Origin of the sequence: Micromonospora sp. NPDC049679, assembly GCF_040659735.1 — a bacterium.
Lineage (GTDB): Bacteria > Actinomycetota > Actinomycetes > Mycobacteriales > Micromonosporaceae > Micromonospora_I.
In genome coordinates, this window is record NZ_JBFANZ010000023.1 from 1 (window position 1) to 24,859 (window position 24,859).

General features: G+C 69.6%; 18 protein-coding genes. 10 read left to right on the forward strand and 8 right to left on the reverse strand.

Annotation, left to right across the window (positions count from 1 at the left end; genetic code table 11):
* The first annotated feature begins 283 nt into the window (after nt 1-283).
* From AB0J06_RS16620 to AB0J06_RS16635, 4 genes are all read left to right on the forward strand, one after another.
* Complete coding sequence (locus tag AB0J06_RS16620; protein WP_357429279.1) at nt 284-694, forward strand: DUF1801 domain-containing protein; 411 nt, start codon at nt 284-286, stop codon at nt 692-694.
* An 80-nt stretch (nt 695-774) separates the two neighbouring features.
* Nucleotides 775-2,430: a methyl-accepting chemotaxis protein gene (locus tag AB0J06_RS16625; protein WP_357429281.1), complete on the forward strand. Its 1,656-nt coding sequence runs from the start codon at nt 775-777 to the stop codon at nt 2,428-2,430.
* A 342-nt stretch (nt 2,431-2,772) separates the two neighbouring features.
* A complete protein-coding gene (locus AB0J06_RS16630) occupies nt 2,773-2,901 on the forward strand; it encodes a hypothetical protein (RefSeq protein ID WP_357429283.1) in 129 nt (42 codons plus the stop codon).
* Nucleotides 2,902-3,199: 298 nt separating this feature from the next.
* Entirely contained in the window at nt 3,200-3,331 is a 132-nt protein-coding gene (locus AB0J06_RS16635; protein ID WP_357429285.1) for an excalibur calcium-binding domain-containing protein, read from the forward strand.
* A gap of 72 nt (nt 3,332-3,403) precedes the next feature.
* Here the strand turns inward: AB0J06_RS16635 and AB0J06_RS16640 are convergent, their stop codons facing one another.
* The gene (locus tag AB0J06_RS16640) at nt 3,404-4,303 is read right to left on the reverse strand and encodes a hypothetical protein (protein WP_357429287.1); all 900 of its coding nucleotides are present in this window, start codon (nt 4,301-4,303) and stop codon (nt 3,404-3,406) included.
* Between the two features lie 45 nt (nt 4,304-4,348).
* Nucleotides 4,349-4,852, reverse strand: coding sequence for a peptidase inhibitor family I36 protein (locus tag AB0J06_RS16645; protein WP_357429290.1), 504 nt, complete (start codon nt 4,850-4,852; stop codon nt 4,349-4,351).
* A 207-nt stretch (nt 4,853-5,059) separates the two neighbouring features.
* On the opposite strand from AB0J06_RS16645, the gene AB0J06_RS16650 reads away from it, so the two are divergent.
* On the forward strand, nt 5,060-7,963 hold the full coding sequence (locus AB0J06_RS16650) for a BTAD domain-containing putative transcriptional regulator (RefSeq protein ID WP_357429292.1): 2,904 nt from the start codon (nt 5,060-5,062) through the stop codon (nt 7,961-7,963).
* A gap of 374 nt (nt 7,964-8,337) precedes the next feature.
* Complete coding sequence (locus AB0J06_RS16655) at nt 8,338-8,811, forward strand: hypothetical protein (protein WP_357429294.1); 474 nt, start codon at nt 8,338-8,340, stop codon at nt 8,809-8,811.
* A gap of 212 nt (nt 8,812-9,023) precedes the next feature.
* Here the strand turns inward: AB0J06_RS16655 and AB0J06_RS16660 are convergent, their stop codons facing one another.
* From AB0J06_RS16660 to AB0J06_RS16675, 4 genes are all read right to left on the reverse strand, one after another.
* Nucleotides 9,024-9,380, reverse strand: coding sequence for a DUF4190 domain-containing protein (locus AB0J06_RS16660; RefSeq protein WP_357429296.1), 357 nt, complete (start codon nt 9,378-9,380; stop codon nt 9,024-9,026).
* A 222-nt stretch (nt 9,381-9,602) separates the two neighbouring features.
* Entirely contained in the window at nt 9,603-10,364 is a 762-nt protein-coding gene (locus tag AB0J06_RS16665; RefSeq protein WP_357429298.1) for a hypothetical protein, read from the reverse strand.
* Nucleotides 10,365-10,643: 279 nt separating this feature from the next.
* Nucleotides 10,644-12,341, reverse strand: coding sequence for a DUF6119 family protein (locus tag AB0J06_RS16670; protein WP_357429300.1), 1,698 nt, complete (start codon nt 12,339-12,341; stop codon nt 10,644-10,646).
* A gap of 156 nt (nt 12,342-12,497) precedes the next feature.
* The gene (locus AB0J06_RS16675) at nt 12,498-13,025 is read right to left on the reverse strand and encodes a DUF4352 domain-containing protein (protein WP_357429302.1); all 528 of its coding nucleotides are present in this window, start codon (nt 13,023-13,025) and stop codon (nt 12,498-12,500) included.
* A gap of 96 nt (nt 13,026-13,121) precedes the next feature.
* Here AB0J06_RS16675 and AB0J06_RS16680 point away from each other — a divergent pair, with 96 nt between their 5' ends.
* A complete protein-coding gene (locus AB0J06_RS16680) occupies nt 13,122-15,053 on the forward strand; it encodes an N-6 DNA methylase (protein WP_357429304.1) in 1,932 nt (643 codons plus the stop codon).
* A 5-nt stretch (nt 15,054-15,058) separates the two neighbouring features.
* Here AB0J06_RS16680 and AB0J06_RS16685 read toward each other — a convergent pair whose 3' ends face one another.
* Both AB0J06_RS16685 and AB0J06_RS16690 read right to left on the reverse strand, forming a co-directional pair.
* Nucleotides 15,059-15,460: a hypothetical protein gene (locus AB0J06_RS16685; RefSeq protein ID WP_357429306.1), complete on the reverse strand. Its 402-nt coding sequence runs from the start codon at nt 15,458-15,460 to the stop codon at nt 15,059-15,061.
* Nucleotides 15,457-15,771, reverse strand: coding sequence for a hypothetical protein (locus AB0J06_RS16690; RefSeq protein WP_357429308.1), 315 nt, complete (start codon nt 15,769-15,771; stop codon nt 15,457-15,459). Before AB0J06_RS16690 ends, AB0J06_RS16685 begins: the two co-directional genes overlap by 4 nt.
* 196 nt (nt 15,772-15,967) lie before the next feature.
* Between AB0J06_RS16690 and AB0J06_RS16695 the strand changes: the two genes are divergently transcribed.
* The 3 genes from AB0J06_RS16695 to AB0J06_RS16705 are packed head-to-tail and all read left to right on the forward strand — an operon-like array spanning nt 15,968 to nt 24,749.
* Nucleotides 15,968-17,032: a serine/threonine-protein kinase gene (locus AB0J06_RS16695; protein WP_357429426.1), complete on the forward strand. Its 1,065-nt coding sequence runs from the start codon at nt 15,968-15,970 to the stop codon at nt 17,030-17,032.
* 11 nt (nt 17,033-17,043) lie between these two features.
* On the forward strand, nt 17,044-19,845 hold the full coding sequence (locus tag AB0J06_RS16700; RefSeq protein ID WP_357429310.1) for a helicase-related protein: 2,802 nt from the start codon (nt 17,044-17,046) through the stop codon (nt 19,843-19,845).
* Nucleotides 19,842-24,749, forward strand: coding sequence for a class I SAM-dependent DNA methyltransferase (locus AB0J06_RS16705; protein ID WP_357429312.1), 4,908 nt, complete (start codon nt 19,842-19,844; stop codon nt 24,747-24,749). The genes AB0J06_RS16700 and AB0J06_RS16705 overlap by 4 nt, the downstream gene beginning before the upstream one ends.
* Nucleotides 24,750-24,859: the final 110 nt, after the last annotated feature.

Consider the following 24,859-nt stretch of genomic DNA (forward strand, 5'->3'; position numbering starts at 1 on the left):
GGCCGTTCCCGGTCCTCCTGTTCGGCCTGCGCGACGGCGGTCGAGAAACTCGGCCGCGGCGGCGACGGCCAGCACCTGGCGCCGCGACGGGCCGGGGGGAGGTGTCATGACGGGCCTTTCCTTGACGGTCGGGTGCGCCTCGTGAGCGACGAGCGCACCATAGCCGTCCAACCGCGAGCTCCGGTAGATCACCTCCCTCGGTAGCGGCCTCGTCACGATATGTATGTGGCGCGTTCACCGCACGGTGGAGCGTCTCGTCGTACCCGGCTGGCACACTGCCGCGGTGGCCACGTTGAAGACCTCCCGCACCACCGCCAGCGTCGACGATTTTCTCGCCGCGGTCCCCGATGACGCGCGGCGTCGCGACGCACTGACCGTCTGCGATCTGATGACCCGCGTCTGCGGCGAGCCGCCCGCGATGTGGGGTGAGAGCATCGTCGGCTTCGGCTCGCGGCCCCTGCGCTACGCCAGCGGCCGCGAGCTGGACTGGCCGGTGGTGGGATTCTCCCCGCGCAAGGCGGCGCTGACCCTCTACATCCTGGCGGGCTTCACCGGATACGAGCAGTTCCTGGCCCGGCTCGGCAAGCACTCCACCGGCAAGTCGTGCCTCTACATCAAGCGCCTCGACGACGTGGATCTCGACGTGCTGGAGGAGTTGCTGGCGGCCTCGGTTGCCGGTCTCCGGGCAGAGTGACGCCTGGTCAGCTGACTAATTTGCTTGGTTCGCCCGATTTGCGGCCGATGTGAGGGGCACCACATTTCGAAAGGACCATCGTGAGCATCACCTCGTCCCCCGAATCCGCTCCGACACCCGGCAGTCGTCCCGGCCGCAACGTGTCCGTGCGCGCCAAGATCGTGTCGGGCGTCGCCGTTGGAGCGCTCGCCGCGGTCGCGGTCGGCACCGTCGGTATCGTCTCCGCCCAGCAACAGAAGCGGGCGGCGGAGACGGCTGCGCGGCTCACGACGTTGATGTCGCAGGTGCACGAGATGAAGTACCACGATGCCAACATCAGCGGCTGGCAGGTCGCCTACGCGTGGGATGCCGCCGCCACCGCCCCACGTGACGCCATCAAGCCGGACGCACCGAATCGCAAGGGCTACCTCGACGAGAAGAAGATGATCGAGGAACTGCTGCCGACGGTGGACACCGCCGCGATGAGCGCGGAGGAGCGGCGCATCTTTGACGAGATCAAAAGCCTCTTCACCGACTTCTTCGCTGCCGACGACAAGGCCGTCGCGCTTTTCCAGACAGGAACCGCGGCCAACGCGAAGGCGGCCAACGAACAGATCCTCGGCGACGGCTACGCCATCTACTTCAAAATCCTCGACAAGACCGTGGAGCTGGTGACGTCGGTCAACAAGCGCACCACGCAGGCGGACGCGGCTGCCCAGGCGCAGGCCGGGACCGCCACCTGGCTCATCGGCGGGACCCTCGTCGTCGGCCTCGTCGCCGCGCTCGCCCTGGGCCTGCTGGTGGCCCAGAGGATGGTCGCCCGGATCCGCCGCGTCGCCCTGGCGATGGAGGCCGCCGCCCGTGGCGACCTGACCCAGCGCGTCGCGGTCGACTCCACCGACGAGATCGGGAACATGTCGCAGTCGCTGAACACCTTCGTGGACGCGACCCGCGGCGCGTTGAGTGAGATCGCGGGGCAGGCCTCGGGGCTGCGCGCCGCGTCCGGCGAACTCTCCGGCGCCTCGGCCGCGATCGCTTCGGGCGCCGACGAGTCCTCGGCCCAGGCGAGCGCGGTGGCCGCAGCGGCCGAGCAGGTCTCCCGCAACGTTCAGACCGTGGCGACGGGCTCCGAGGAGATGGGCGCCTCCATCCGAGAGATCGCGCAGAATTCGGCAGAGGCGGCGCGCGTCGCGTCGGAGGCGGTAGTCGTGGCCAGTTCGGCGAATGAACTGGTGGCGCGTCTTGGTAAGTCCTCGGTCGAGATCGGCAACGTGGTCAAGGTGATCACGTCGATCGCCGAGCAGACCAACCTGCTGGCGTTGAACGCGACGATCGAGGCGGCGCGCGCGGGGGAGATGGGCAAGGGCTTCGCCGTGGTGGCCGGGGAGGTCAAGGAACTGGCGCAGGAGACGGCGCGGGCGACCGGGGACATCTCGTCGCGGGTGAACGCGATCCAGGCGGACACGACGGCGGCGGTGAGCGCGATCGGGGAGATCTCCTCGGTGATCGCTCGGATCAACGACTTCCAGGTGACGATCGCGTCGGCGGTGGAGGAGCAGACCGCGACCACGCACGAGATGAACCGCAACGTGTCCGAGGCGGCCACCGGATCCAGCGACATCGCGGTGAACGTGACGGGGGTGGCCACCACGGCCACGGCCACGACCCACCAGGTGACGCAGGCCCAGCAGGCGGTCGAACGGCTGTCGGGGATGGCCGAGGAGCTCACCGGCCTGGTGGGCCGGTTCCGCATCTGACCGGGTGCGGCGCCCGCCTTCAACGGCGGGCGCCGTTCGCGTCTCGCGTCCGCAGCCCCGCGACGCGAATTGCCCGTTTTCGTCCTTCAATTGTCCCTGAAGCACGGGCGGACTTTGGCGTATAGACAGGGTGGATCACCCAAGAATCCCCGACCGGGCTCTCTGGGGCGTATGTCTAAATGTGGTCTATACGTAGCGTATCTATCGAACCACTTTAAGCGAACATACAATGTGTACAGGACTTTGCGGGACGAAATAGATCCGTAGCCATGGGATGCGGCGATCGCTTCTTCCGCATGCCGTTGCCACCTCAGGGGTTAACGACTGAAGGGGGGTGACGCAATGGAGAGGCCCGACCCGGCCGAATCGCGCCGGTGGCAGAACGGAAACACGACGCTCTATGCGTTGGCGGCCCTGCTCGGGGGGCTCGCCGCCCTGATCACGGCGGTGAACGGCTGCGTGCCGACGTGACGGCGGTGCGGCGGGACGGGGCCCTCGCCTCCAGGGCTGGCCGGGGGCGAGGGTCGGGCGCGCCGGCCCCGGTGAACGTGAATGGCGGCAATGCCGGCTGAATTACGCATGCGCGGCAGTGAGTGCGGCACAGTGTGGGTGCATGTGTTGTCGCTATAACGACAACACATGCACCCGCACCCATCAATCGGATGACTGATCATCGGTAATGGCGGTCCGTTCAGGTGGCGCGCGTCGATGCGTCGGCGAGGTCGGCGCATTGTTTCCATCGACAGAATTCCGCAAATGAAGTATCCCGATGCCCGCGGACAGCGTGCACTACCGGAACTGCGCCGCGGTCCGGGCGGTCGGCGCCGCGCCCATCCGCCGCGGCGATCCGGGCTACGGCTCCCACCTCGATCGCGACGGCGACGGCGTCGGCTGCGAGTGACGCTAACGGCCCTCGCCGCCAGCTCCGTACCGCCCGGGCGAGGGCCGTGCCAGCGGTCCCCCGATCGTCGTCCTATCGCTGTGCCACCTGCCGGGCGTGGCGTAGCGCGGCCGCGCGGGAGGTCGCGAGCCGGTTCAGCTCGGCGCGTTGCGCCTCGGGCAGCAGCTCGGCGTGCCGGCGCAGCAGCGACTCGAAGGTGCCCGGCAGCGCCACCTCGGCGGCGCACTCGGCGTCGGCCACCGCGACGGCGACCTCGTGCCGCTGCGCCGCGGTGGGTGCGGCGCTACGCCGCTCGGCCGCCAACGCGTTGCGCGCCTGCTGCGGCGACCCGTACGGGTGCCCCCGCCGCTTCATGCAGTCCGCCCACCGCGCCAGCGTGCGCCGGTACTCCGGGTCCGCCTGCGCCGCCAGGTACACCGTGTTGTGCAGGTCCTGCGTCACCGACGTCACCCGGGTCGCCTCCATGACGTCGCCGTAGAGCTGTGCCCGGCTCTCGGCGAGGCAGCCGGTGGTCGGGTACGACAGCTGCGGGCCGCTCGGCAGGTCGAGCGTCGCCCGTCGCGCCATGTCGCCGACCAGCTCACGTTGGTAGCGCTCCTGGTGCGCCGGAGCCAGGGCCACGAAGTACGGATCCGGGGGCTCGCCCCGGCCGGCGCGCGCCAGTCCGTAGCCGTCGGTCCGGCGGTGCGCCGGGTCCGGACGCCACTCCTCGTCGTGGCTGACCGGCGCCGCCGGCGCCGGCGGCGGCCGCCGGAATCCGCGGGTCGTCATGCACCGGTGAACCAGCGTCGCCTCGGCGTCCTGCAGCACCTGCTCGTCGGCGTAGTAACTGCCGGCCCTGGCGACGAGATCGGCCGCGGTCGGGTCGAGCGGGCGGGTGGCCGGCGCGGGGCCCGCCGGTTGCTCCGCGGAGCAACCGGCGAGCAGCGCCAGGGCGATCGCGCACGCCGATCCGACGAGAACTTCCTTCATGCGCATCAGCGTGCCCGTCTCCTCACGATCATCGCGGTGCCGGCGTCAGCACCAGTTGTTGGACCGGATGTTGTTGGCCCAGGTGTCGCCGTCGCCGGTCGAGCGGCTCGCGAGGTTCGTGATGCCCACGCCCCGGCCGAGCGACAGGCGCGGGTAGCCGTAGTTCTCCCACTTGTAGACGTGAGCGGTGCAGTTCACGCCGTTGTTGTAGAGGGACTCCGCGCAATCCGCCCAGGTGCCGTTCGGGCAGTTGTTGCGGGAGAACGCGAACCAGCTGGGGTTGCTGCCGGAGAGCCGGCCGGGGCCGTCGACGTAGTTGGGGTACACCCAGAAGCAGAGGTTTCCGGAGGTGCAGCCGGACGGCGCGGCGAGCGTCGAAACGCCGCCGTCCGCGGCGGGGGCCGGGGCCTCGGCCTTGACGACGGCCGGCTTCGGGGCCGGCGCCGGCTTGGCGGCGTGCGCCGGTGCGGCGGCCGTCGCCGTGATCGCCACCGCGGCGGCGGCCAGGCCGAGCGTGCGCACGGACAGGGTCAGTGCCTTCTTCAGCATGCTGTTCCCTTTCGGTAGGGGGCGGCGACCACCGATGGGGACGGATCGCCGGGCACCGGACGGGACGTCCGCCGGTGTCCACCGCCGAGTCTCGGCGGCGGCGACTGCCGAATCCCTGCCGAATCCTTAACGCGCTGCTCGGCCGCGTGGGCCGTCGGGGCAGAACCCTGATGACTGACAGATGTACATGCATTACTTTCAGCTTCGTTGCTGGAACGGGTTGTCGACGGTGCGGCGCCGCCGAAAAACGGCGTGGCGGGCACCAGGCCCCGACGGCGCGCCGGAAACGGGGTGTTCATGGAGATCCGGGTACTGGGGCCCGTCGAGGCGTGGGCGGCGGGGCGGCAGGTGGAGATCGGGGCACCGCGCCAGCGCGCCGTGCTGGCCGCGATCGCGGTCGACGTCGGCCGGCCGGTCCTCGTCGACGACCTGGTCGATCGGATCTGGGGTGAGCACCCGCCGCAGCGCGCCCGGCACGCCCTGTACGTCTACATCGCCCGGCTCCGCCGGGCCCTGGCCGAGTCCGATGGCCGTCTCGTGCGCCGGTCCGGCGGGTACCTGCTCGACGCCGACGCCGACCTCGTCGACCTCCACCGGTTCCGTTCGCTGATCGCCGCCGCCCACGAGCCGCGCCGTACGGACACCGACCGGTCCTCGCTGTCGCGGCGTGCCCTGACACTGTGGCGTGGCACGCCGCTGGGCGACATCGGCGGCGACTGGGCGGACCGCAGCCGCGAGGGCTGGCGGCAGCTGCGCCTCGACGCGGCAGTGACCTGGGCGCAGGCGGAGCTGCGGCTGGGAAACGCGGGAGCGGTGGTCGGCCCGCTGACCCAGTTGATCGAGGAGTACCCGCTGGCCGAGCCGCTCGTCGTGGCGTTGATGCGGGCGTTGTACGCCAGCGGCAACGCCGCCCAGGCGCTGGAGAACTACGCCGTGACGCGGCAGTCGCTGATCGAGCAGCTCGGCGCCGACCCCGGACCGGAGCTGCGGGAGCTGCACGCGATGATCCTGCGCGGTGATGCGGCGGATCCGGCGCACACGCCCCCGGCGGTCCCGACCGGCCCGGAGGCGCCCGCGTTGCTGCCGCCGGACGTACCGGGCTTCGCCGGTCGGGACCGCGAGCTGGCGCTCCTCGACGCGATCCTGGCCGGGGCGGGGGAGCACCCCACCGCGCTGCCGATCGTGGCGCTCTCCGGCACCGCGGGCGTCGGCAAGACCACGCTCGCCGTGCACTGGGCGCACCGGGTCGCCGAGCGCTTCCCGGACGGGCAGCTCTACGTCAACCTGCGGGGGTTCGATCCGAGCGGCACGCCGCTGCCGCCGGCGGAGGCGGTGCGGGGATTCCTGGAGGCGTTGGCGGTGCCGCCCGACCGGGTCCCGGCCGGCCAGGAGGCGCGGGTGGGCCTCTACCGCAGCATCCTCGCCGGCAGACGCGTCCTGGTCATCCTGGACAACGCCCGCGACGCAGAGCAGGTGCGTCCGCTGCTCCCCGGCGCCCCGGGATGCCTGGTGGTGGTGACCAGCCGTGACCAGCTCACCGGCCTGGTCGCGGTCGAGGGGGCCCGCCCGATCGCCCTGCAGCTGCTCAGCGCGACCGAATCGCGGCAGCTGCTCGTCCGCCGGCTCGGCGCGCAGTGCGCGGTCACCGAACCGGGCGCCCTCGACGAGGTGATCACCCACTGCGCCCGGCTGCCGCTGGCGCTGGCCGTCGTGGCCGCGCGCGCCGCCACCCAGCCGCTGCTGCCGTTGAGTGGGCTCGCCCGCGAGCTGCGCGACGCCGTCGGCGGCCTCGACGCCTTCGACGGTGGGGACGCGAGCTGTGACGTCCGGAGCGTCTTCTCCTGGTCGTACCGGTCGCTGAGCCCGCACGCCGCCCAGCTGTTCCGGCTGCTGGGGCTGCACCCCGGCGCGGAGATCGCCGTACCGGCGGCCGCCAGCCTCGTCGGCGTGCCCGGGCCCGAGGTCGTCCCGGTCCTGGCCGAACTCACCCGCGCGCACCTCGTCGGCGCCTGCGCCGTCGGCCGCTACACCCTGCACGACCTGCTCCGCGCGTACGCGGCCGAACTCACCCTCGCGACCGACACCGCCGTCGCGCGGCACGCCGCGCTGCACCGGGTGCTCGATCATTACCTGCACACCGCGTACGGCGCCGCCCGGCTGCTGGAACCGCACCGGGAACCGATCACCCTGTGCCCGCCGCGGCCCGGCGTCGTCACCGTGCCGATCACCGACCCCGGTGCCGCGCTGGCCTGGTTCGCGACCGAGCACGTGACGCTGACAGACGCCGTCGCGCGAGCGGCCGACGCCGCTCTCGCCACCCACACCTGGCAGCTGGCCTGGAGCATCACCTCCTTCTCCAACCGCCGCGGCCACTGGCACGACCAGGCCGTCGTGAACCGCGTCGCGCTCGACGCCGTCTGCCGCACCGGCGACCTCGTCGGCCAGGCCAGCTCGCACCGCGGCCTCGCCCGGGCGTACTTCAGGCTCGGACGGCACGAGGACGCCGAAACGCATCTGCGGCGGGCGGTCATGCTTGCCGAGGAGCTCGGCGACCTGCCCGGTCATGCCCGCGCACACCACGGTCTCGCCACCGTGCTGGAGCACCGCCGGGCGTACGTCGAGGCGTTGCGGCACGCCGAGAAGGCGCTCGCCCTGTACGTCGCCGCCGGGCACGGGAACGGTCAGGCGGAGGCGCTCAACGGGGTCGGCTGGTGCCACGCGCTGATGGGCGACTACCGGCGCAGCCTCGCCTGCGCGCAACGGGCGCTTCCGCTGCTGCGGAAGTTCGGCGACCGGCACGCCGAGGGCTCCGCATGGGACACCGTCGGGTACGCGTACGCCCACCTCGGCCGGCACAAGCGGGCCATCACGTGTTACGAGCGCGCGCTGCGGCTGTTCCGCGAGGTGGGGGAGCGGTTCCTCGCAGCCGAGACGCTCACGCACCTCGGAGACGTCCACCAGCTCGCCGGCGATCTCGACGGGGCGCGCCGGGCCTGGCGCGAGGCGCTGACGATCCTCGACCAGCTCGGCCACGCCAACGCGGCGCAGGTGCGGGCGAAACTCGGCGGCACGCCGACGGGCGACGGCGCACTGCGCCTCTCCGCCGTGTGATCGCCGGCCGCGCGGCGCCTTCGACTGCGAGGCGTCCAGATCAGCGGTGCCACGATGACCGGCACCCCCGACGAGCCACTGTAGATCAGTGCATGTTGAGGTCATTTTCGCGAGATCGCAGCAACCTCCGTATCGCCCTGACCGCCTTGACGGCCCTCGCGGCCGCGGCGACCGTCCCCGCTTCCGCCGCTACGGCGAGCCCGAAGGGTGCCGTCTGCCAGGGGCCGCCACCGCACCGGTGGCGGCCCCGGCCGGTCAGCCGCACAGCCGGTCCTGCCGCTGCGGGCGTGGTGGCTGTCCCCGATGTTCGCGCGACGGGGTGCAGCCGCACCCCGTCGGCGTCCCGCTGCTGACCGGTCTGCCATGCTGGGCCGATGACGGCGACGTGGCGCGAGCTGCCCGCGGCGGCCCGCGAGATCGCGCTGGCTGCGTCCGAGGCCGTGGCCGCCGCCCAGCGGCGTGATCCCGAGGAGTACGACGCCGCGGTCGCGACACTCGCCGCCGCCAACGGGTCCGGTCTGATCCTCGGCGCCGTGGTCCGGCTGCTGCTGGAGCAGACCCACCCGGACGGCCTCGACGGCGACGACATCCGTGCGGTGCTCGCCCGCGCCGTGCGCGGCGCGGCCGAGTGGCAGCCGACCGTGGACGCCCACGTGATGCTGGTCCTGCTCGCCGGTGCGCTGGGCGTCTACGACCCGGACGACGACGAGGCCCCGCCCGATCGGGGTGAGCTGGCCCGGCACGCGCCGCTGCTCGTCGCGGACCTCCTCACCGGCAGCGGGCGGCCGCTGGCCGACTACCTGACCGCCGCGTTCGCGGAGGTCGAGCGGACCGAGCGGCACGACTGAGCGGGGCGGGCGGCCGGGCGTCGCCGCTGAGGCGGATGGCGACCTCGTGGGGTCCACTGATGCCGGCCGACACGGAATAGGCGCGCAGTGTCCTGTGACGACCCAGCCAGGTCCTCGCGCGACTGCTCGATTATCCGGTCCGGCTCTTCGGTGGGCATGGGGAACGCACTTTCCGTGCCCGAAGGCGCCTTGCCCGCCGATTGCGGTCCCGTTCACGGGGTCGGGTTCGTTGTCGGGGTGGCCGCGCCGATCAGGCCACCGAAGAACACCATGCTCGTGAACATGATCATCGGGCCGACGAACACATAGCCGAGGACCAGGCCGGCGACCGCCATCCCGCGGCCCGACTTGGTGCCGTGCCGGGTCTCGTGCAGCCCAATGTGGCCGAAGATGACGGCCAGGACGCACGGCAGGCCGAATAGACACCACCCGCCCAGTACGCCGAGGATTCCGAGCACCATCGCGGCGGTGGAGATGCCGGACGCGGGCGGAGTCTGGACGACGATCTGCGGCGGTGCGAGGTGCACGGCGGGCGGGTACGGGCCGACGCTGGCGGGGATTGCGGACACCGGCGGCATAGGGCGGGTCGGGTCGTAGCCCGGGGGCGTGTAGGTCACAGTGGTTCCCTGAGTTCGTTGGCGGACGGTGAGCACGATTCGGGGCTTGCATGGCCAGCGCAGGGTCAGCGGACCGCGAGCCAGTCGCCGTAACGCTCGGAGTGGAACTCATCGGGACGCACGACGCTTCCTGACGCCTTGCGGTCGGGCAGAGAGTTCCTCGAGAGATCGGCTTCAGCGAGCGGGGCGCCATTCGCCGCAACCTTCGGAGCTGAAGGCGTAGTCGGAGGAGCGGATGGTGACCTGCACCCGGCGGGCGCTGCTGGTGAAGTAGTTGTCGATCGTTTCCCCAGAGCTGTTCTGCCGCTCCCAGTAGCAGCCCTTGACGTCCGTGGTGACGTAGGTGCCGGCCTTGATCTCCTTGCCGACCCGGAAGGTGCCGGTCCCGAAGAGTCGGCCCTGGGCCTCCAGGTCCGCGTCGACCTGGCCGCGCTGCACGGCCTGTCGCCATTTCTTCGCGTACGGGTGGGTGGGGCAGAGGGTCAGCGCAGCATTTCTTTCGGCGATCTGCTCAGGGCTCGCCGCAAAATCCGGCTCGACGTAGGTGTCGTCCGAGTCGACCGCGGCGCAGATCTCGTACAGCGTCGAGATGTCCTCGTCGTCGTACTTCGAGATTTTGTAGGCCTGCTTCTCGACAGTGGTAACGATGTTCAAGCTGCCGACGATCTCGCAGGAGGTGGGCTTCGCCGCCCAGACCTCCGCGAAGTCGGGCCGACCGTCCTTGCCCGCGTAAACGGTGAGGAGCGAGCCACCCCAGCCGTTGCCGGTGTCGCATTTCAGGTTGACCGGCGACTGCTGCGGGATGTTCTGCGGGTCGTCCGGGTAGGTGTCGTTGGTGTCGCTGATGCCGTCACCATCCCGGTCGGGCGGCGGGGTCGGGCTCGCCGTCGGGGACGGGCTCGCCGAGACCGACGCACTGACCGTGGGCGCAGGCACACCGACACCACCATTCGGGGCACCGCCGCATCCGGTCAGCGCGGCGGACGCGAGCAGCGCACCGAGCCCAAGGGCACCGATCGAACGTGCGAGACGGAGGGTGGGACCAGCCCAGCCGGTGGACCATCGGGCCGGCGGCGAGGTGTCGGCGTGTTGACGGGCGATGGGCATGGTCGTCTCCAAACAGGGGGATCCAAGGACGGCACGCTGTGCCGATCCGCCAGGGGCGAGCGGTGGATGGATGACGGGCAGGACAGCCGGAGTGATGCCGTGGACGGATCAGGCGGACCGGATGCCGATGACCTCGACCTCGACCCCTTCGTTACGGAGGGACTTCATCGCCCGGTAGAGCGCGACCTGGGCGAAGGTGAAGAGCGAGTCGACGGTGAGCGGCTTCCCCGAGCCCAGCGCGATGGCGTAGATCACTTTGCGAGGGCGGAAGTCCAGGTCGATCGAGCGAGTCGACCCCTGTTGGCCGACCATCGTGACCAGCGCTGCCCGGGCATCCGACTCGTACCTGAGCGCGTCCACCGACACAGCCCCCTGAGCGAACAGGTGGCTGAGCGGTGAACTGCGCTCCGCCCGCTTCACGTGGATCAACTCGTCGTTCGGTCCGAGCAGGTCGCATGCCTCGATGCCGCGGTGGTGCTGAGCGGTCCGCAGCAGCTTCCTGTCGAGCAGCACCAGGCCGTCGCCGGTACGCGCGACCCGACGGTTGTAGCGGTCCTCGTTCTCATCAGGCCGCCATGCCGGGAGTACAACGCTCGCCGGCTGGGCCAGAATCTGGGCGATCTCATCGCGAAGGAACTCCCGGTGCCGGTCGCCGATCTCGTACCAGCTGCCCTCGTGCAGCAGCAGCTGGCTCGCATTGTGTCCCAGCTGGGCGGTGATCCAGCGGGCCGCCGAAGTCGAGCGGATCTCATCGTGACCCGCGGCATCGGAGCACATGGTGACCCGCCCGTTGCGCAACGCGGTCCACCGTTCGCCCGGCGGCACTCCGCGGGTCTGCGCGAGGATGTCGTCGATCGTCAACTCCGCCCGTCGTGACCAGCGCTGCCGCGACTTGGGCACCCGCAACCGGTACGACCGCGTCTCCTCGATGTCCGCCACCACGTCCCCGGGAACTGCGAGGCCGACGTCCGCCGGGTCGGGAGACGCGAGCAGGTCGTCCAGCCGGCCATGCAGCTCGGGGAGCCGCGGGTCGCCGGGCGCGACCGGGCGGATCTGGGTGATGAACTCCAGGTCCGCGAGCGGCGATTCCTGCTGGCACACCCGGTCAATCTCGCGCAGGTCGGCGATTAGGCCCTCCGCGTCAATGCACAGGTAGACGCGTAGGGAGTCGCTGCCCTCCACCCGAGTCGGCTTGCCGGTGACCCGACAGGCGGTGAGGTTCGGATTGTCGGTCCGACCGCAGACCTGACCGACGATCTCGCCCCACTTGTCGATCCCGTACAACCGGATGTGCTGTCCGCCCGGTACCAGGTTTCGGTCGATCCGCCCCCCGGTCCCTACTACGCGGCGCCGTACCTGCTTGATCTCGTCCGGCGCGAGGGCGCGAACGGCAAAGTTGATCCCGAACGCCCGATTGACCAGGTTTTCGTCGATCATGTGCCGGCCGAGGGTGCCGTAGGTCAGCGCGTACACCCGGTCGTCAACCGCGACAAGCAGTGCTCCGCCGCCGCTGCTGTAGCCGAGTTCGACGTCCTGTCCGGTGAGCGACGCGAGTACGTCGCACCACTCGGCCCGCTCGCGGGGAACCGCCCCGTGCACGAGAAGCGCTGGCGCACCTGCCACCAAGCGTTCCTCGATGCGGAAGTCGTGCTGGCGGAGGTACCGGTAGTCGAGAGCGCCGTGCAGGCCTGGCGTTGTCGCGGGCACGCGCTGCAGTTGGTACAGGGTCGTCAGGTAGGTGTCGGGCGGCCGCTCCGGTACGTCGAGGTCGAACAGGGTCGGCGCTTCGGTGAGCGGGCGCTTCACGTCCGACCGGTTCGGAGGGCGGTGGCTTGGGCTGGTCCTGGTCTGCTGCTTCGCACTGCGCATATCGATCTCCTCGCGTCGAGAATCGTGATGGCGGTTGTGCGGGAGGGGAGCGGCCGGGGGCGAGCTTCGCGGACCCGCCCCCACGCCCCGTGGTCAGCTGAGCGCGACGTCGACGCCGCCGGAGAAGGGCGAGTCGTGCAGCTCCAGCTTCGTGAGCTTGACGTTCTTGGGGATGTCGAAGACCAGCACGCCGGTGACCTGGTTGCCGGGGTTGATCTCGTTGAACAAGGTGTTCTGGTCCTTGTTCGCGTAGAGGGCCGCCTCGGAGTCGGTCGAGTACTCCGTGCCGTCGGCCGCGAACGCCTTCTGGGCGCTGTCGACGAGCGCCTGCGGCTCCTTGCCGATGTTCTTCACGTTGACCGTGATCAGGCAGAACTGGCCCTGGGCCTTGTCGCCGATCACGGAGGTGCCGACCTTGGCTACGCCGCACTTGGACGACTTGACCGTGAACTCGAACTTCCCGTCCCGGGCGGCCTCGCCGATCTTGGCGGTCTTTGCCGCCGGCTTGCCGCCGTCGGCGTCGCCCGAACCGGCCGCGGCCTTGTCGTCGCTGGTGCCGGAGCCGCAGCCCAGCGCCACGGCGGCGGTGAAGAGCAGGGCAGCGAGGGTGGTCTTACGCATCGTTCCTCCACAGGTTGTGATGTCGGCGTCAATAAGAGCATTGTCTGTGAACGCTGTCAACAAGCGAAACGCTTGACACGTATGTAGACTGCGGATGTGCAAGAGACTCCGACGATCACCGCCGCCGAGATCGCCCGTCTGGCCGGCGTCGGCCGGGCGGCGGTCAGCAACTGGCGCAAGCGCCACGCCGACTTCCCCGCCCCGGTGGGCGGCACGGCGGCGAGCCCCGAGTTCGACCTCGTTCAGGTCGAGACCTGGCTCCGTGGACAGGGAAAGCTGCCCGAGGTTTCCACAGAGGACCGTCTGTGGCGGCAGCTCGCGGCGGCCGGCGACAACCCGTACGAGACGTTGGGCGCGGTTGGGGCGTTCCTGCTCGCGGTGCAGCGCGGCGACGCCCGGCCGACCCTCGACGCGGACCCGAGGCTCGCGCCGGTGCTGGAGTCGATCGCCGAGGTCGCCGCCGAGCGCGGCGCGCAGACAACCTTCGACGAGCTGTGGCGGCGGTTCGCCGAGTGGCCGGCGCTGCGGACGTACACCACGCCGGACGACCTGGCCGACCTCATGGTCGGGCTCGCGGACGCGGCCGGCGGGTCCGTGCTCGATCCCGCGTGCGGCACCGGCGGCCTGCTGCGGGCTGCCGCCCGCGCCGGCTGCACCGCCGCGTACGGGCAGGAGCTCGACGAGCACATCGCCCGGCTCGCCGCGCTGTGGCTGGCGCTGCGTGGCGTCGCCGGCGGCGTCCAGGTCGGCGACTCGCTGCGCGCCGACGCATACGCGGGGCAGACGGTCGACGCGGTGCTCTGCGCGCCGCCGTTCGGTGTCGCCAGCTGGGGGCAGGAGGAGCTCGGCTACGACCCGCGCTGGGAGTACGGCACACCGCCGCGCACCGAGCCCGAACTGGCCTGGGTGCAGCACGCGCTCGCACACCTGCGACCGGGCGGCGCCGCCGTACTCCTGATGCCGCCGGCAGCGGCCAGCCGCCGTGCCGGGCGGCGCATCCGTGCCGAGCTGCTGCGGCGCGGCGCGCTGCGCGCGGTCGTCGCGCTCCCGGCCCGTGCGGTCGGCACGCACGCCGTACCCCTGCATCTGTGGGTGTTGCGGCGGCCCGCCTCCGACGCGTCCGCACCGTCGCACGCGCTGCTCGTCGACACCAGCGCGACGGACGGGGAGCCGGCGGCGGTGTACGCGCGGGTGCTGGCGATCTACCGGCAGTTTGTCGCCGAGCCGGACCGGCCGGTCGAGGAGCCCGGATTCGCGCGGGCAGTGCCGGTCATCGAGCTGCTGGACGAAGAGGTCGACCTCACCCCGGCCCGCCGCCATCCGGTGGCCGGCGCGGAGGAGACGGGGGAGAACCTGACGCGTACGCGGGAACGGCTGGCGGCCATCGTGACGGAGTTGCCGCGGCTGATGCCGGACGTCGTGGACGGGGCGACCGCGCCACCGCCGATGACCGTGTCGATCGCCGAGCTGGCGAAGCTGGGGGCGCTACAGGTGTTCGGCCCGCTGCGCGCCGGCTCAGGGGACGGCGAGGCCGGCGACGACCGTCCGGTGCTGACCGGGCAGGACGTGGTGCTCGGCCGGGAGGCGTCCGGGAAGGCTGAGGGGCAACTCAGCCCCGAGGTGGTCGTGCAAGCCGGAGATGTCGTGGTGCCGATCGTCGCGCGGCAGCTCACCGCCCGCGTGGTGACGACGGCGGGAGCCCTGCTCGGGCGTCACGTGTATCTGCTGCGCGCCAACCCGGCGGCGCTGGATCCGTGGTTTCTCGCCGGACAGCTGCGTACGTCGGCGAACGAGAGGCAGGCGAGCAGCCTGTCCGGGAGTTTGCGGCTGGACGTGCGGCGGGCGCAGGTGCCGCGGCTGCCGTTGGACGAGCAGCGCCGGCAGGGCGAGGCGTTCCGGCGGTTGGACGCGTTCGACGGCGCGCTGCGGCACGCGGCGGAGCTCGGAGCGGAACTGGTGCGGATGACCGCTGACGGTTTGGCGCGCGGCGCGCTCCGACCGGACGATTCCCGCGGGGAGACACGGTGACTGGGCTACACCTCGACGATCTCCCAGCCGTCGCCCAGGACGGCGCGGATCTGGTCGGGCCGAGAGGTGACCACCCCGGCCGTGTTGGTCAGCGCCACGTACGCGGCGTGACCGGCACCGAGGCGGCCGGTGTGCCGGGCCATGCTCCCGATGAGCGGGCAGTCATCGGCCCGGTCGAGATCAAGCGCGGGAACGACCGTGCGGACCGCCGGATTCCGGCGGAGCATGCGCAGCAGGTCGTGTTCGTCGTGGTCCAGCAGGCTGTACGCCTCGACGAGGCACACGAGCGGAACGGCCACGGTCGCTTCGGCGTCGGCGACCTCAACGAGGATCTCCCCGACGGCCTCGACCCCGTGCGCGTAGGCCATCAGTGCGCCGCTGTCGAGCACCCAGTACGGCGCGCTCACCGCTGCCCGGCGCGGCGATCCAGCTCCGCCCGCACCTCGTCAACGGATCGACCCGTCGACTCGGCCAGCCGTACGATGGCGGCCTCGCGGACCTCCGGGCTGATTCGCCGCTCAGCGAGCCGCCGCGCCGCCCCGGGCGGGTCATACGGATACTCGCGGTGGCCGGCGGCTGTCAGCGCCGCACGCATGTCGTCCGACGCCCGGCGCCGCCGCAGCGCCTCCGTCACGTACGACGAGACCTGGCGTGCGGGGAGCGCGGCGAGCTGCTCGGCCACGTCATCGGGCACGGAGATGGTCACACGGCGACTCATACCAAACAGGCTAGCTGAGTATGAATCGAAGGGCCACCGCCAGGCGCTGACGGTTCAGTGCGCCGCGCGCACCGACCGGGTGACGACTCGACTACGGATCTCAGTGATACTGCTGCCACAGCTATGTAAGAACCCGGGTCGCGGCGACGCGGTCAACACGAGTGTCGGGTACGCGGGTGGAGGGCGCTAGGTGGCGATGGACCTGGACAAGGTCGGCGACTACCAACTGGTGAAGCCGTTGGGGTCCGGCGGCATGGGTGACGTCTATTTCGGCGTCTCCCCAACCGCTGACCGGGTCGCCATCAAGGTGATCAGGCAGCACCTCATCAAGGCGCCCACGGTGCGGGAGCGCTTCGCCAAAGAGGTGGAGAGCCTGAAGCTCGTCTACGGTTCCCGGGTCGCGTGCCTCGAGGACGCCGACGCCTACGGCGACCCGGCATGGCTGGCCGTCGAGTACGTCCCCGGCGCCACGCTGCGTCAGTATGTCGATGCGCGCGGGTCGCTGCCGCTGCCTTTGGCCGCGATGGTCGGCGCGATGCTCGCCGACGGCCTGGCAAAGGTGCACCAGGTCAAGCTGCTGCACCGCGACCTGAAGCCGCAAAACATCATCCTTGGGCCCGACGGCCCGAAGGTCATCGACTTCGGCCTGGCGGTCCTTGTCGAGCGGGATGACTACCTCACCGAGCCTGGCGCCCTGGTCGGCACGCCGGCCTACATGTCACCCGAACAGGTTCGGGGCGAACGGGAACTTTCCCCGGCGGTGGACATCTACGGCCTCGCCGCGACGCTGGTTTTCGCGCTCACCGGCCGCGGACTCTATCCGCCGACCAACTCCTGGAACCTGCTGCTGCGGATCAGCGAACCGGGCGACCTTCCCGATCTTTCCGGCGTGCCGGCCGAGCTGGTGCAGTTGCTCGGGGCGATGCTCGCCTTCGACCCGAGCGCCCGCCCCGGGCTCGAGGATGTCCGCGCCCGCCTGCTGGCAGTCGCCACCGCCACCAGCGGCAAGAGTGTCGTCGACCTGCGGCAGGAGGTTGCCGACCTCACGTACGACGGTGACACCGAGCTGCTGGTGCCGCCGGACCTGGATGATCCGCAACAGGACCCGGAGGACACCCCGGTCGTGGAGGAGGACACCGCCCCGGTGCCGGAGGCGACGCCCACGAAGGTCGACCCCGAGCGGCCCGCCAATCCGCGCGTTGACGTGAAATGGCTGGTCGACAAGATGCGCCGCCAGTACGCCCGCCGCCCGACCCTGTAGGAAGGCCACGAATGACCACCCCCCAGGCCGCGACCTTCGCCCCGGGCTCCCGCATCGTCGTGCGGGACGAGGAATGGCTGGTGCGCAGCGTCAAGACCGGAACCGCGGACGGCACCATGGTCAAGGCCGTCGGCGTCTCCGAGTTCGTGCAGGACGTCGAGGCCACCTTCTTCACCGCGCTGGACGAGATCCAGGCGATGCGACCCGAGGAAACCGTCCTGGTCCGGGACACCTCATCGCGCTTCCGGCAGAGCCGACTCTTCCTGGAGGCCGTGCTTCGGCGTACGCCACTGCCGCGCACCGAGCGGGGTCTGGCCCTGGCCGACCGGTTCCTGCTCGACCCGCTGACCTACCAGCAGCGCCCGGTCGAGCTGGCGCTGTCGGGCCTGCGTCCGCGGATCCTGCTCGCCGACGTGGTCGGTCTGGGCAAGACCCTGGAGATCGGGCTGATCCTCGCCGAGCTGATCCGCCGTGGCCGGGGTGACCGCATCCTGGTGGTCTCGCCGCAGCAGGTGCTGGAGCAGTTCCAGCGGGAACTCTGGACCCGATTCGCGATCCCCCTCGTGCGGCTGGACTCGACCGGCATCCAGCGCATTCAGCAGGAGATCCCCGCAGGGCGGAACCCGTTCACCTACTTCAAGCGCGCCATCATCTCCGTCGACACGCTCAAGGATGCCGGCCAGTTCGGCCATCACCTCGACGCCACCACCTGGGACGTCGTCGTCATCGACGAGTCGCACAACCTCATCAACAAGGGCACCCAGCGCAACGAACTGGCCCGCCGGCTCGCCGCGAAGAGCGACGCGCTGCTGCTGGCCAGCGCCACCCCCCACAACGGCAACAGGGAGTCCTTCGCCCAGCTGATCTCCCTGCTCGACCCGGCGGCGATCGCCAACGAGAAGGAGTACGACGCCAAGGACATCGCCCATCTCTACCTGCGCCGCACCAAGATCAGCCCGGAGGTACGCGACCAGATGGGCGACCGCTGGGCCGACCGCGGCCCGTCCCAGGCGGTGCACTGCGCGGCCAGCCCGCTTGAGGAGCAGGTCTTCGACGAGCTGACCGACGTCTGGCTGGCGGGCAAGTGGAGCGACGACGCGGTTACCGGCCAGCACCGACTCTTCCCGTACACGCTGTTGAAGTCCTTCCTCTCCTCCCACCGCGCGCTGCACGAGACGGTGACCAACCGGCGCAAGAAGGCCACCGGGACTGAGAGCGTCGCGCTGGACCGGCTCGCGGAGCTGACCTCCGCGATGACCGACCGGGACTCCAGCAAGCTCCAGAAGCTCGTTGAAGAGCTGAAGAAGATCGGCGTCGGCAAGGGCAGCGACACCCGGGCGGTGGTCTTCTCCGAGCGGGTGCCGACGATCAAGTGGCTCGCCGAGGTCGTTCCCGGCATGCTCGGCCTCAAGCCGAACGCCGTCCGGGTGCTGCACGGCGGTGTCGCCGACCAGGACGAGCAGCGGATCCTGCAGGAGTTCGAGCTGGCCGGCAGCGAGGTGCGGTTGCTCTTCACGGGTGACGTCGCCTCCGAGGGCGTCAACCTGCACCAGCAGTGTCACCACCTGATCCACTACGACATCCCGTGGAGCCTGATCCGCATCGAGCAGCGCAACGGCCGCGTCGACCGTTACGGGCAGAAGCACCAGCCGCAGTTCCGCGCGCTGGTCCTCACCTCGGACCGCGAAGACGCCAAGGACGACCGTACGGTCGCCGAGAAGCTGCTCAAGCGGGAGGAGAACGCCCACCGCAGCCTCGGCAGCGTCGAGGCCGCCACCGGCCTGTACGACGCCAAGGCTGAGGAGGACCGCCTCGTGCGCGACCTGCTCGCCGGCAGGTCCGTCGAGGAGTCCTACGAGGCCGCCCACGCCGAGATCGACGTGATGGCCGACCTCTTCGGAGAGGTCGGCACCGCCCCCGTCGCCGCGGACGTCGCACAGGCGCGGGTGCCGAAGCTCTTCGACTCCACCCAGGATTTCGTCGACGCTGCCCTGCACGAGATCTACGACGACCGGCCCGAGGACCACATCGACCTGCGCCGCGAGGACGAGCTGCTGACCTTCCTCGCCCCCGACGACCTGGTGCACCGGCTCACCGACCTGCCCCGCTCCTACCTGCGCGTGCACCGCGAGGGTGAGGATCTTCGGCTCAAGGTCACCTTCGATCGGAAGCTCGCCCAGCGGAAGCTCGACCAGGCTCGGCAGAGTAAGACCCCGATGTGGCCGGAGATCGCCTTCCTCAGCGATGTGCACCCGATGGTCGATTGGCTGGTCGACAAGGTACTGATCCGCCTCGGCCGCCAGCAGGCCCCGGTTCTCACCGCCGACGTGACCGACCCGGTGTTCCTGATCCAGGGCGTCTACGCCAATCGCCTCGGCCAACCCACCGTGGTCCAGTGGATGGCCGTCTCCGGCCTGCCCACAGCGCCGGAGATCCGGCCGATGGACGAGGTGCTCCGCGAGGCCAACGTCGGCCCGACCATGGTCAACCGCGCCGACGCGGTGGCGCTCGAACCGCTCACGCAACTCCTGCCGCAGGCCGTCGAGGCCGCCCAACAGCACCTGGAGGGCAAGCGCGAGGAGTGGGCCGAGGCTAACGCCGAGCCGCTGCGGAAGTACCGGGCGCAGCTGACCCACTTCCAGCAGGCCAGCCTCTTCGACGAGCTGCCAGGCGCGCACCGCGAGAAGCGTCGCCAGCGCGTAGACGCGACCGTCCAGGAGCAGCACGACCTACTCGACCGCTTGGAAACCGCCGGCGACCCGCTGCTTCGGGTGCTCGCCGTCCTCGTACCGTCCCCGGAGAGTGCCGCATGAGTTTCGAGTCGCTGACCAACCGCGGCGAGTACCTCTCCGCGCACTACCTCGCCGAGATCCTGCCCACCACCCTCAAGGGCGGCCTGCTCAAGCAGTGGTCGGAGACGGAGAAGTTAGGCGAGCAGACACCACGCACCGGGCTGCGCGGCCTGCGCCGGCCCTACTTCGACGCCAAGTCGGAGCTGGCCGACGACGAATTCTTCGATCCGGAGCGGGTGCGCAAGCTGCACCAGGAACTGCTGAAGGCGCTCGGCTTCGAGTCGCAGCCGCAGACCATCACCGTCGCGCGGGCCGGCCAGGACCACGAGATCCGCGTCGCCCACGCTGAGCTGGGCACCGCCCACGGGATCGTCGCGCTCGACTGCGGCTGGGCCGTCGACACCGAGGCCGCCCAGGACCCGGACGGCGCCGCCCGGCTGCTCGACCCGGTCACCCTGCCCGGCAACGAGACCATCGATACCGGCGCCAAGCTCGCCTCGTGGCTCTTCGCCGCCGAGCAGCCGCCGCGCTACGTGCTCATCCTCAGCGGCGGAGTGATCACCCTCGCCGACCGCAGCGCCTGGGGCGAGGGCCGCTACCTGGCCGTCAGCCTCGACACCGCCTACGCCCGCAACGACGACAGGGAGTACGACGTTGTCGCCGCGCTCTTCGGCGCCGACTCGCTGCGCCCGCCCGCCGAGGGCGGCACCGAACCCCTCGCCGACCTGGTCGCCGGCTCCCGCCAGCACGCCGTCGGCGTCTCCAGCGAACTCCGCGAGGGCCTGAAGGTCTCCGTCGAGCTCATCGCCAACGAGGTCCTCGACCGGATCCGCCAGGCCGGCTACCAGCCGCAGCAGGTGATGGACCTCGACGAACTCGCCAAGGAACTCGGCCGGGAGGCCCTGCGCTACCTGTACCGGATTCTGTTCCTGCTCTACGCCGAGGCCCGCCCCGAGCTGGGCGTGCTTCCGGTCAACGACCCCCAGTACGTCGAGGGTTACAGCCTCGCCCGCATCGGCGACCTCGTCTCCCGCCGCCTCGCCCCCTCCGCTGAGGGCGGCACCCACCTGTACGAGTCGCTAGACCTGCTGTTCCGCATGGTCAACGAGGGCCACCGCCCGCGCGGCGGTGCCGAGGTCGACGACAAGGCCAGCGAAGGCGAAGGCCTGCGCTTCGAGCCGATGCGCTCGGACCTGTTCCTGCCGGAGAAGACCAAGCTCATCGGACGGCTCATCGCCGAGCCCGGCAGCGACCCGGACGACCCCGACGGCCCGAAGATCGACACTCGGCTGCGCAACAACGTCCTCTACGAGGTGCTGCGCCGGCTGATGCTCACCAAGGGCGGCAAGAAGCGCCGCGGCGGCTTCATCTCGTACGCCCAGCTCGGCATCAACCAGCTCGGCGCGGTGTACGAGGGCCTGATGTCCTACACCGGGTTCGTCGCCACCGAGCAGCTCTACGAGGTCGCCAAGAACGGCGATCCCAAGGACGGCTCGTGGATGATCCCGGCCTCGAAGGTCGACGAGTACGACGACGGCGTCTTCGTCTACAAGGAGGACCCGTACACCGGCGTCCGCAGCCGGGTCAGCTACCGGCCCGGCCAGTTCGTCTACCGGCTCGCCGGCCGGGACCGGCAAACCAGCGCCTCCTACTACACCCCGCAGTCGCTGACCGAGGTCACCGTCCAGCTCGCCCTCAAGTACCGCCTCGACCAGGACGGCACGGAGACGAAGGCGCGGGAACTGCTGGACTGGACGATCTGCGAACCGGCGCTCGGCTCCGGCGCGTTCCTCAACGAGGCGATCAACCAGGTCGCCGCCGAATACCTGCGCCGCCGCCAGAAGGAACTCGACACCACCCTCGATCCCGAGGACTACCACCTCGAACTTCAGCGGGTGAAGGCCTACATCGCCCTGCACAACTGCTACGGCGTCGACCTTAACCGCACCGCCGTCGAGCTGGCAGAGGTGTCGCTCTGGCTCAACGTCATGCACGCCGGCCTCCAGGCCCCCTGGTTCGGCCTGCATCTGCAACGCGGCAACTCGCTCATCGGCTGTGGACGCAAGCTCTACGACCCGAAGCAGCTCGCCGACAAGTCGTGGCTGACCACCGCGCCGGCCGAGAAGCCGTTCCGGGACGGGCCGATCGACGAGGGCGCCATTCACCACTTTCTGCTCCCCGCCGACGGATGGGGCGCCGTCGCGGGGGAGCGAGAGGCCCGCGAGCTGGCACCGGAGGAGACCGCCAAGCTCAAGGCCTGGCGTACGGCGATGAAGCGTGTCCCGTCGCCCAAGGGGAAGAACTCGCAGGTCAAGCGGTTGCAGGCGCTGGCCCGCCGGGTGGAGTTCCTGTGGGGCCTGGTGCAGCAGCGCCTCGACATCTCCGAGCGGGAGATCCGCCGCGACATCAAGGTCTGGGGCGCCGAGGACCTGCCGCCGGTGACCGGGGCGGTGGCTCGGGAGAAGATCCTCGCCGACCTGACCGCGCCCGGCACGCCGTACTGGCGGCTCAAGACGCTGATGGACGTGTGGTGCGCGCTGTGGTTCTGGCCGCTGGACAAGGTCGGCCTCCTCGACGGCTCCGACCCCGAATACCCGGCCGCGCCCGTTCAGGTGTCGCACGTGAAGGACGTGCCGGCGTACGAGGAACCGGTGTTCTACGAGACGCCGGACATCTTCGGGAACGTCCAGCCGCAGCAGATGAAACTGCCGACCAAGGCGACCGGCACCCGGCGGATGACCGTGGCAGAACAGCTTCGCCAGCAGGTGCCGCTGTCCAGCCTGGACGACTGGCTCGCTTTCGCCGAAGCGCTCATCGGACGGAGCGACGCGGACGAGAACACAGAGAGGTTCTACGGCCGGAAGCTCACGAGCCTGAGCGAGATGAGCGAGTTCGAGCAGAAGCTCGACGGCGTCATCGGCGTCGACTCGCCCTGGACCCTCACCGACCGGTTCCCCTGGCTCCTCGCCGCCCACCGGATCGCCGAGCAGCAGTCCTTCTTCCACTGGGAACTCACCTTCGCCCAGGCCTTCGCCAAGGGCGGCTTCGACCTTCAAGTTGGCAACCCTCCGTGGGTGCGGCCCCGCTGGGATGAAGGTGGTGTCCTGGCCGAGCGGCAGCCTTGGTTCCGCTTGACCGAGAAGCCGTCCGTTGAGGGATGGAACGCCCGTAAAGCCTCCTTGCTTGTATCTGAGCACGCGCGCATCGAGTACCTTGCCGAATCGGCCGTGCACAGCGGCCTCGTTGCCTACCTGTCTGAGTCGGCCACCTACCCGCTCCTTGCGGGAACTCAGCCCGACCTTTACCGCGCGTTCATGAGCCAAGTCTGGGCTCACATCGGGGGTAGCGGCACTGGGGGCATGATTCACCCTGACACCCACTTTGGAGGGTATAAGGAACGGCGGCTGCGCGCGGCAACCTATCGGCACTTGCGCTTTCATGCGCACTTTCACAATCGGCGTGCCATATTTCCCGAGATCCATGTCAATACGGAGTTCGGCATCCACATCTATGGGGCGCGCAAAGAAATCTCCTTCTCGCATGTGTCCTGGCTGTTCGATCCGTCAACCTTGATGTCGTCATTCGGTCATGACGGTTCCGGCCCGCCGCCGGGTCAAAAGCACAATGGGGCCTGGGACTTGCGTCCGCACACGTCGCGATTCGTTTCTGTCGATGAGGAAAAGCTTGCTCTTTGGCAGCGTTTGCGGGGTGAAGTCGACGAGAAGGTCGACGAAGCTTCGCTGCTCTACCCTGTCACTGCGCATGAGGAACGTGCGATCGAGGCTGTGGCTAGGTATCGCAGTCGCCTTGGTGCGTATGGACCGAATATCACTCGTGGTTACGATGAGGCGAATGCAAAGAGGGATGGGCTCATTCGTTACCAACTTGGGCACGCCAAAGCGCTGGAGCAAGTAATCCTGCAGGGTAGTCATATCGGTATCGCCTCCTCTTTTGCGAAGCAGCCGAAGGAATCTCAGCGCAATGCAAGGGACTGGATCTCGTGGGACCTGGTTAGCCTGCCCGTTGACGCGATTCCGCGCACTACCTACGCTTTGGGCGGCATTGAGGCAAGGACTCGTGCGGCGCAGGATAGGTGGGCGGGTAGGCGCTGCACCGAGTACTACCGCCTTGCGTGGCGCAAAATGATAGCCTTCGATACGGAGCGATCGTTATTTGCCGCTATTCTGCCGCCAGGGCCCGCTCACATCCATGGGGTCTACGCGTTGGCGTTGGCGACCAACCTGCAGACTGTATTGTCTGCCGGGTTTTGGGCTGCCCTGCCGCTAGATTATTTGTTGCGGCTGACTGGCAGAACCAACCTTCAGGATGGCGAGGCCAAGATGATGCCGGCACCCAGCGAAGACCATCCGCTTGCGTCTGCCCTTGCATTGCGCACTCTTCGCCTCAATTGCCTCACCGCTGCGTATGCTGACCTCTGGGCCGAACTGTTCGATAACTCATGGCTCTGGGATGTCTGGGCTGCTCGATGGCCTGGAATGCGACCATTGGAGGTGGTGAAATCATCTTGGGGTCCGGCGGTGCCGTTACGAACGGAACGTGAGCGACGAGCGGCGTTGGTGGAGATAGACGCCCTGGTCGCGGCATGGCTCAATGTTGGTGTTGAAGAACTGATCGCGGTTGCTCAGGCGCGTTATCCGATCATGCTGGACTATGAGGCTGCGATGTGGTTCGATGCTGATGGTCGCAAGATTGCTAGCAATCACAACGCATATGGTAGCGGGCAAACCAAAGAACACTTTGTGCAATTGATGGTGCACCTCGAAGATCCCGAGCGGAATCCGGTGCCAGAGGGGTATAGAGCGCCGTTCTATAAAGCGGATCGGGAGAACGAGTATCGGCGGGCGCATGCCGTGTTCAGCAAGCGGCTACAGGATGCGATCGATGCGGGCTGGCAGCCATCGTAGGCCGCTACCCCTCCTCACCCTCGAAGGAGCAGACGGCTCCGAGTAAGCACCAGAAGTGCCATGCTGGACCAAAGAGCCTGCTGGTCGGACGATACTGCTCGTGCTGAATT

What these genes read in the sequence shown, in the direction of transcription:
- AB0J06_RS16645 (WP_357429290.1), bottom strand. Translation starts at nt 4,852, where the DNA reads ATGCTGAAGAAGGCACTGACCCTGTCCGTGCGCACGCTCGGCCTGGCC.
- AB0J06_RS16635 (WP_357429285.1), top strand. Translation starts at nt 3,200, where the DNA reads ATGCCCGCGGACAGCGTGCACTACCGGAACTGCGCCGCGGTCCGGGCG.
- AB0J06_RS16630 (WP_357429283.1), top strand. Translation starts at nt 2,773, where the DNA reads ATGGAGAGGCCCGACCCGGCCGAATCGCGCCGGTGGCAGAACGGAAAC.
- AB0J06_RS16700 (WP_357429310.1), top strand. Translation starts at nt 17,044, where the DNA reads ATGACCACCCCCCAGGCCGCGACCTTCGCCCCGGGCTCCCGCATCGTC.
- AB0J06_RS16695 (WP_357429426.1), top strand. Translation starts at nt 15,968, where the DNA reads ATGGACCTGGACAAGGTCGGCGACTACCAACTGGTGAAGCCGTTGGGG.
- AB0J06_RS16655 (WP_357429294.1), top strand. Translation starts at nt 8,338, where the DNA reads ATGACGGCGACGTGGCGCGAGCTGCCCGCGGCGGCCCGCGAGATCGCG.
- AB0J06_RS16705 (WP_357429312.1), top strand. Translation starts at nt 19,842, where the DNA reads ATGAGTTTCGAGTCGCTGACCAACCGCGGCGAGTACCTCTCCGCGCAC.
- AB0J06_RS16640 (WP_357429287.1), bottom strand. Translation starts at nt 4,303, where the DNA reads ATGAAGGAAGTTCTCGTCGGATCGGCGTGCGCGATCGCCCTGGCGCTG.
- AB0J06_RS16690 (WP_357429308.1), bottom strand. Translation starts at nt 15,771, where the DNA reads ATGAGTCGCCGTGTGACCATCTCCGTGCCCGATGACGTGGCCGAGCAG.
- AB0J06_RS16675 (WP_357429302.1), bottom strand. Translation starts at nt 13,025, where the DNA reads ATGCGTAAGACCACCCTCGCTGCCCTGCTCTTCACCGCCGCCGTGGCG.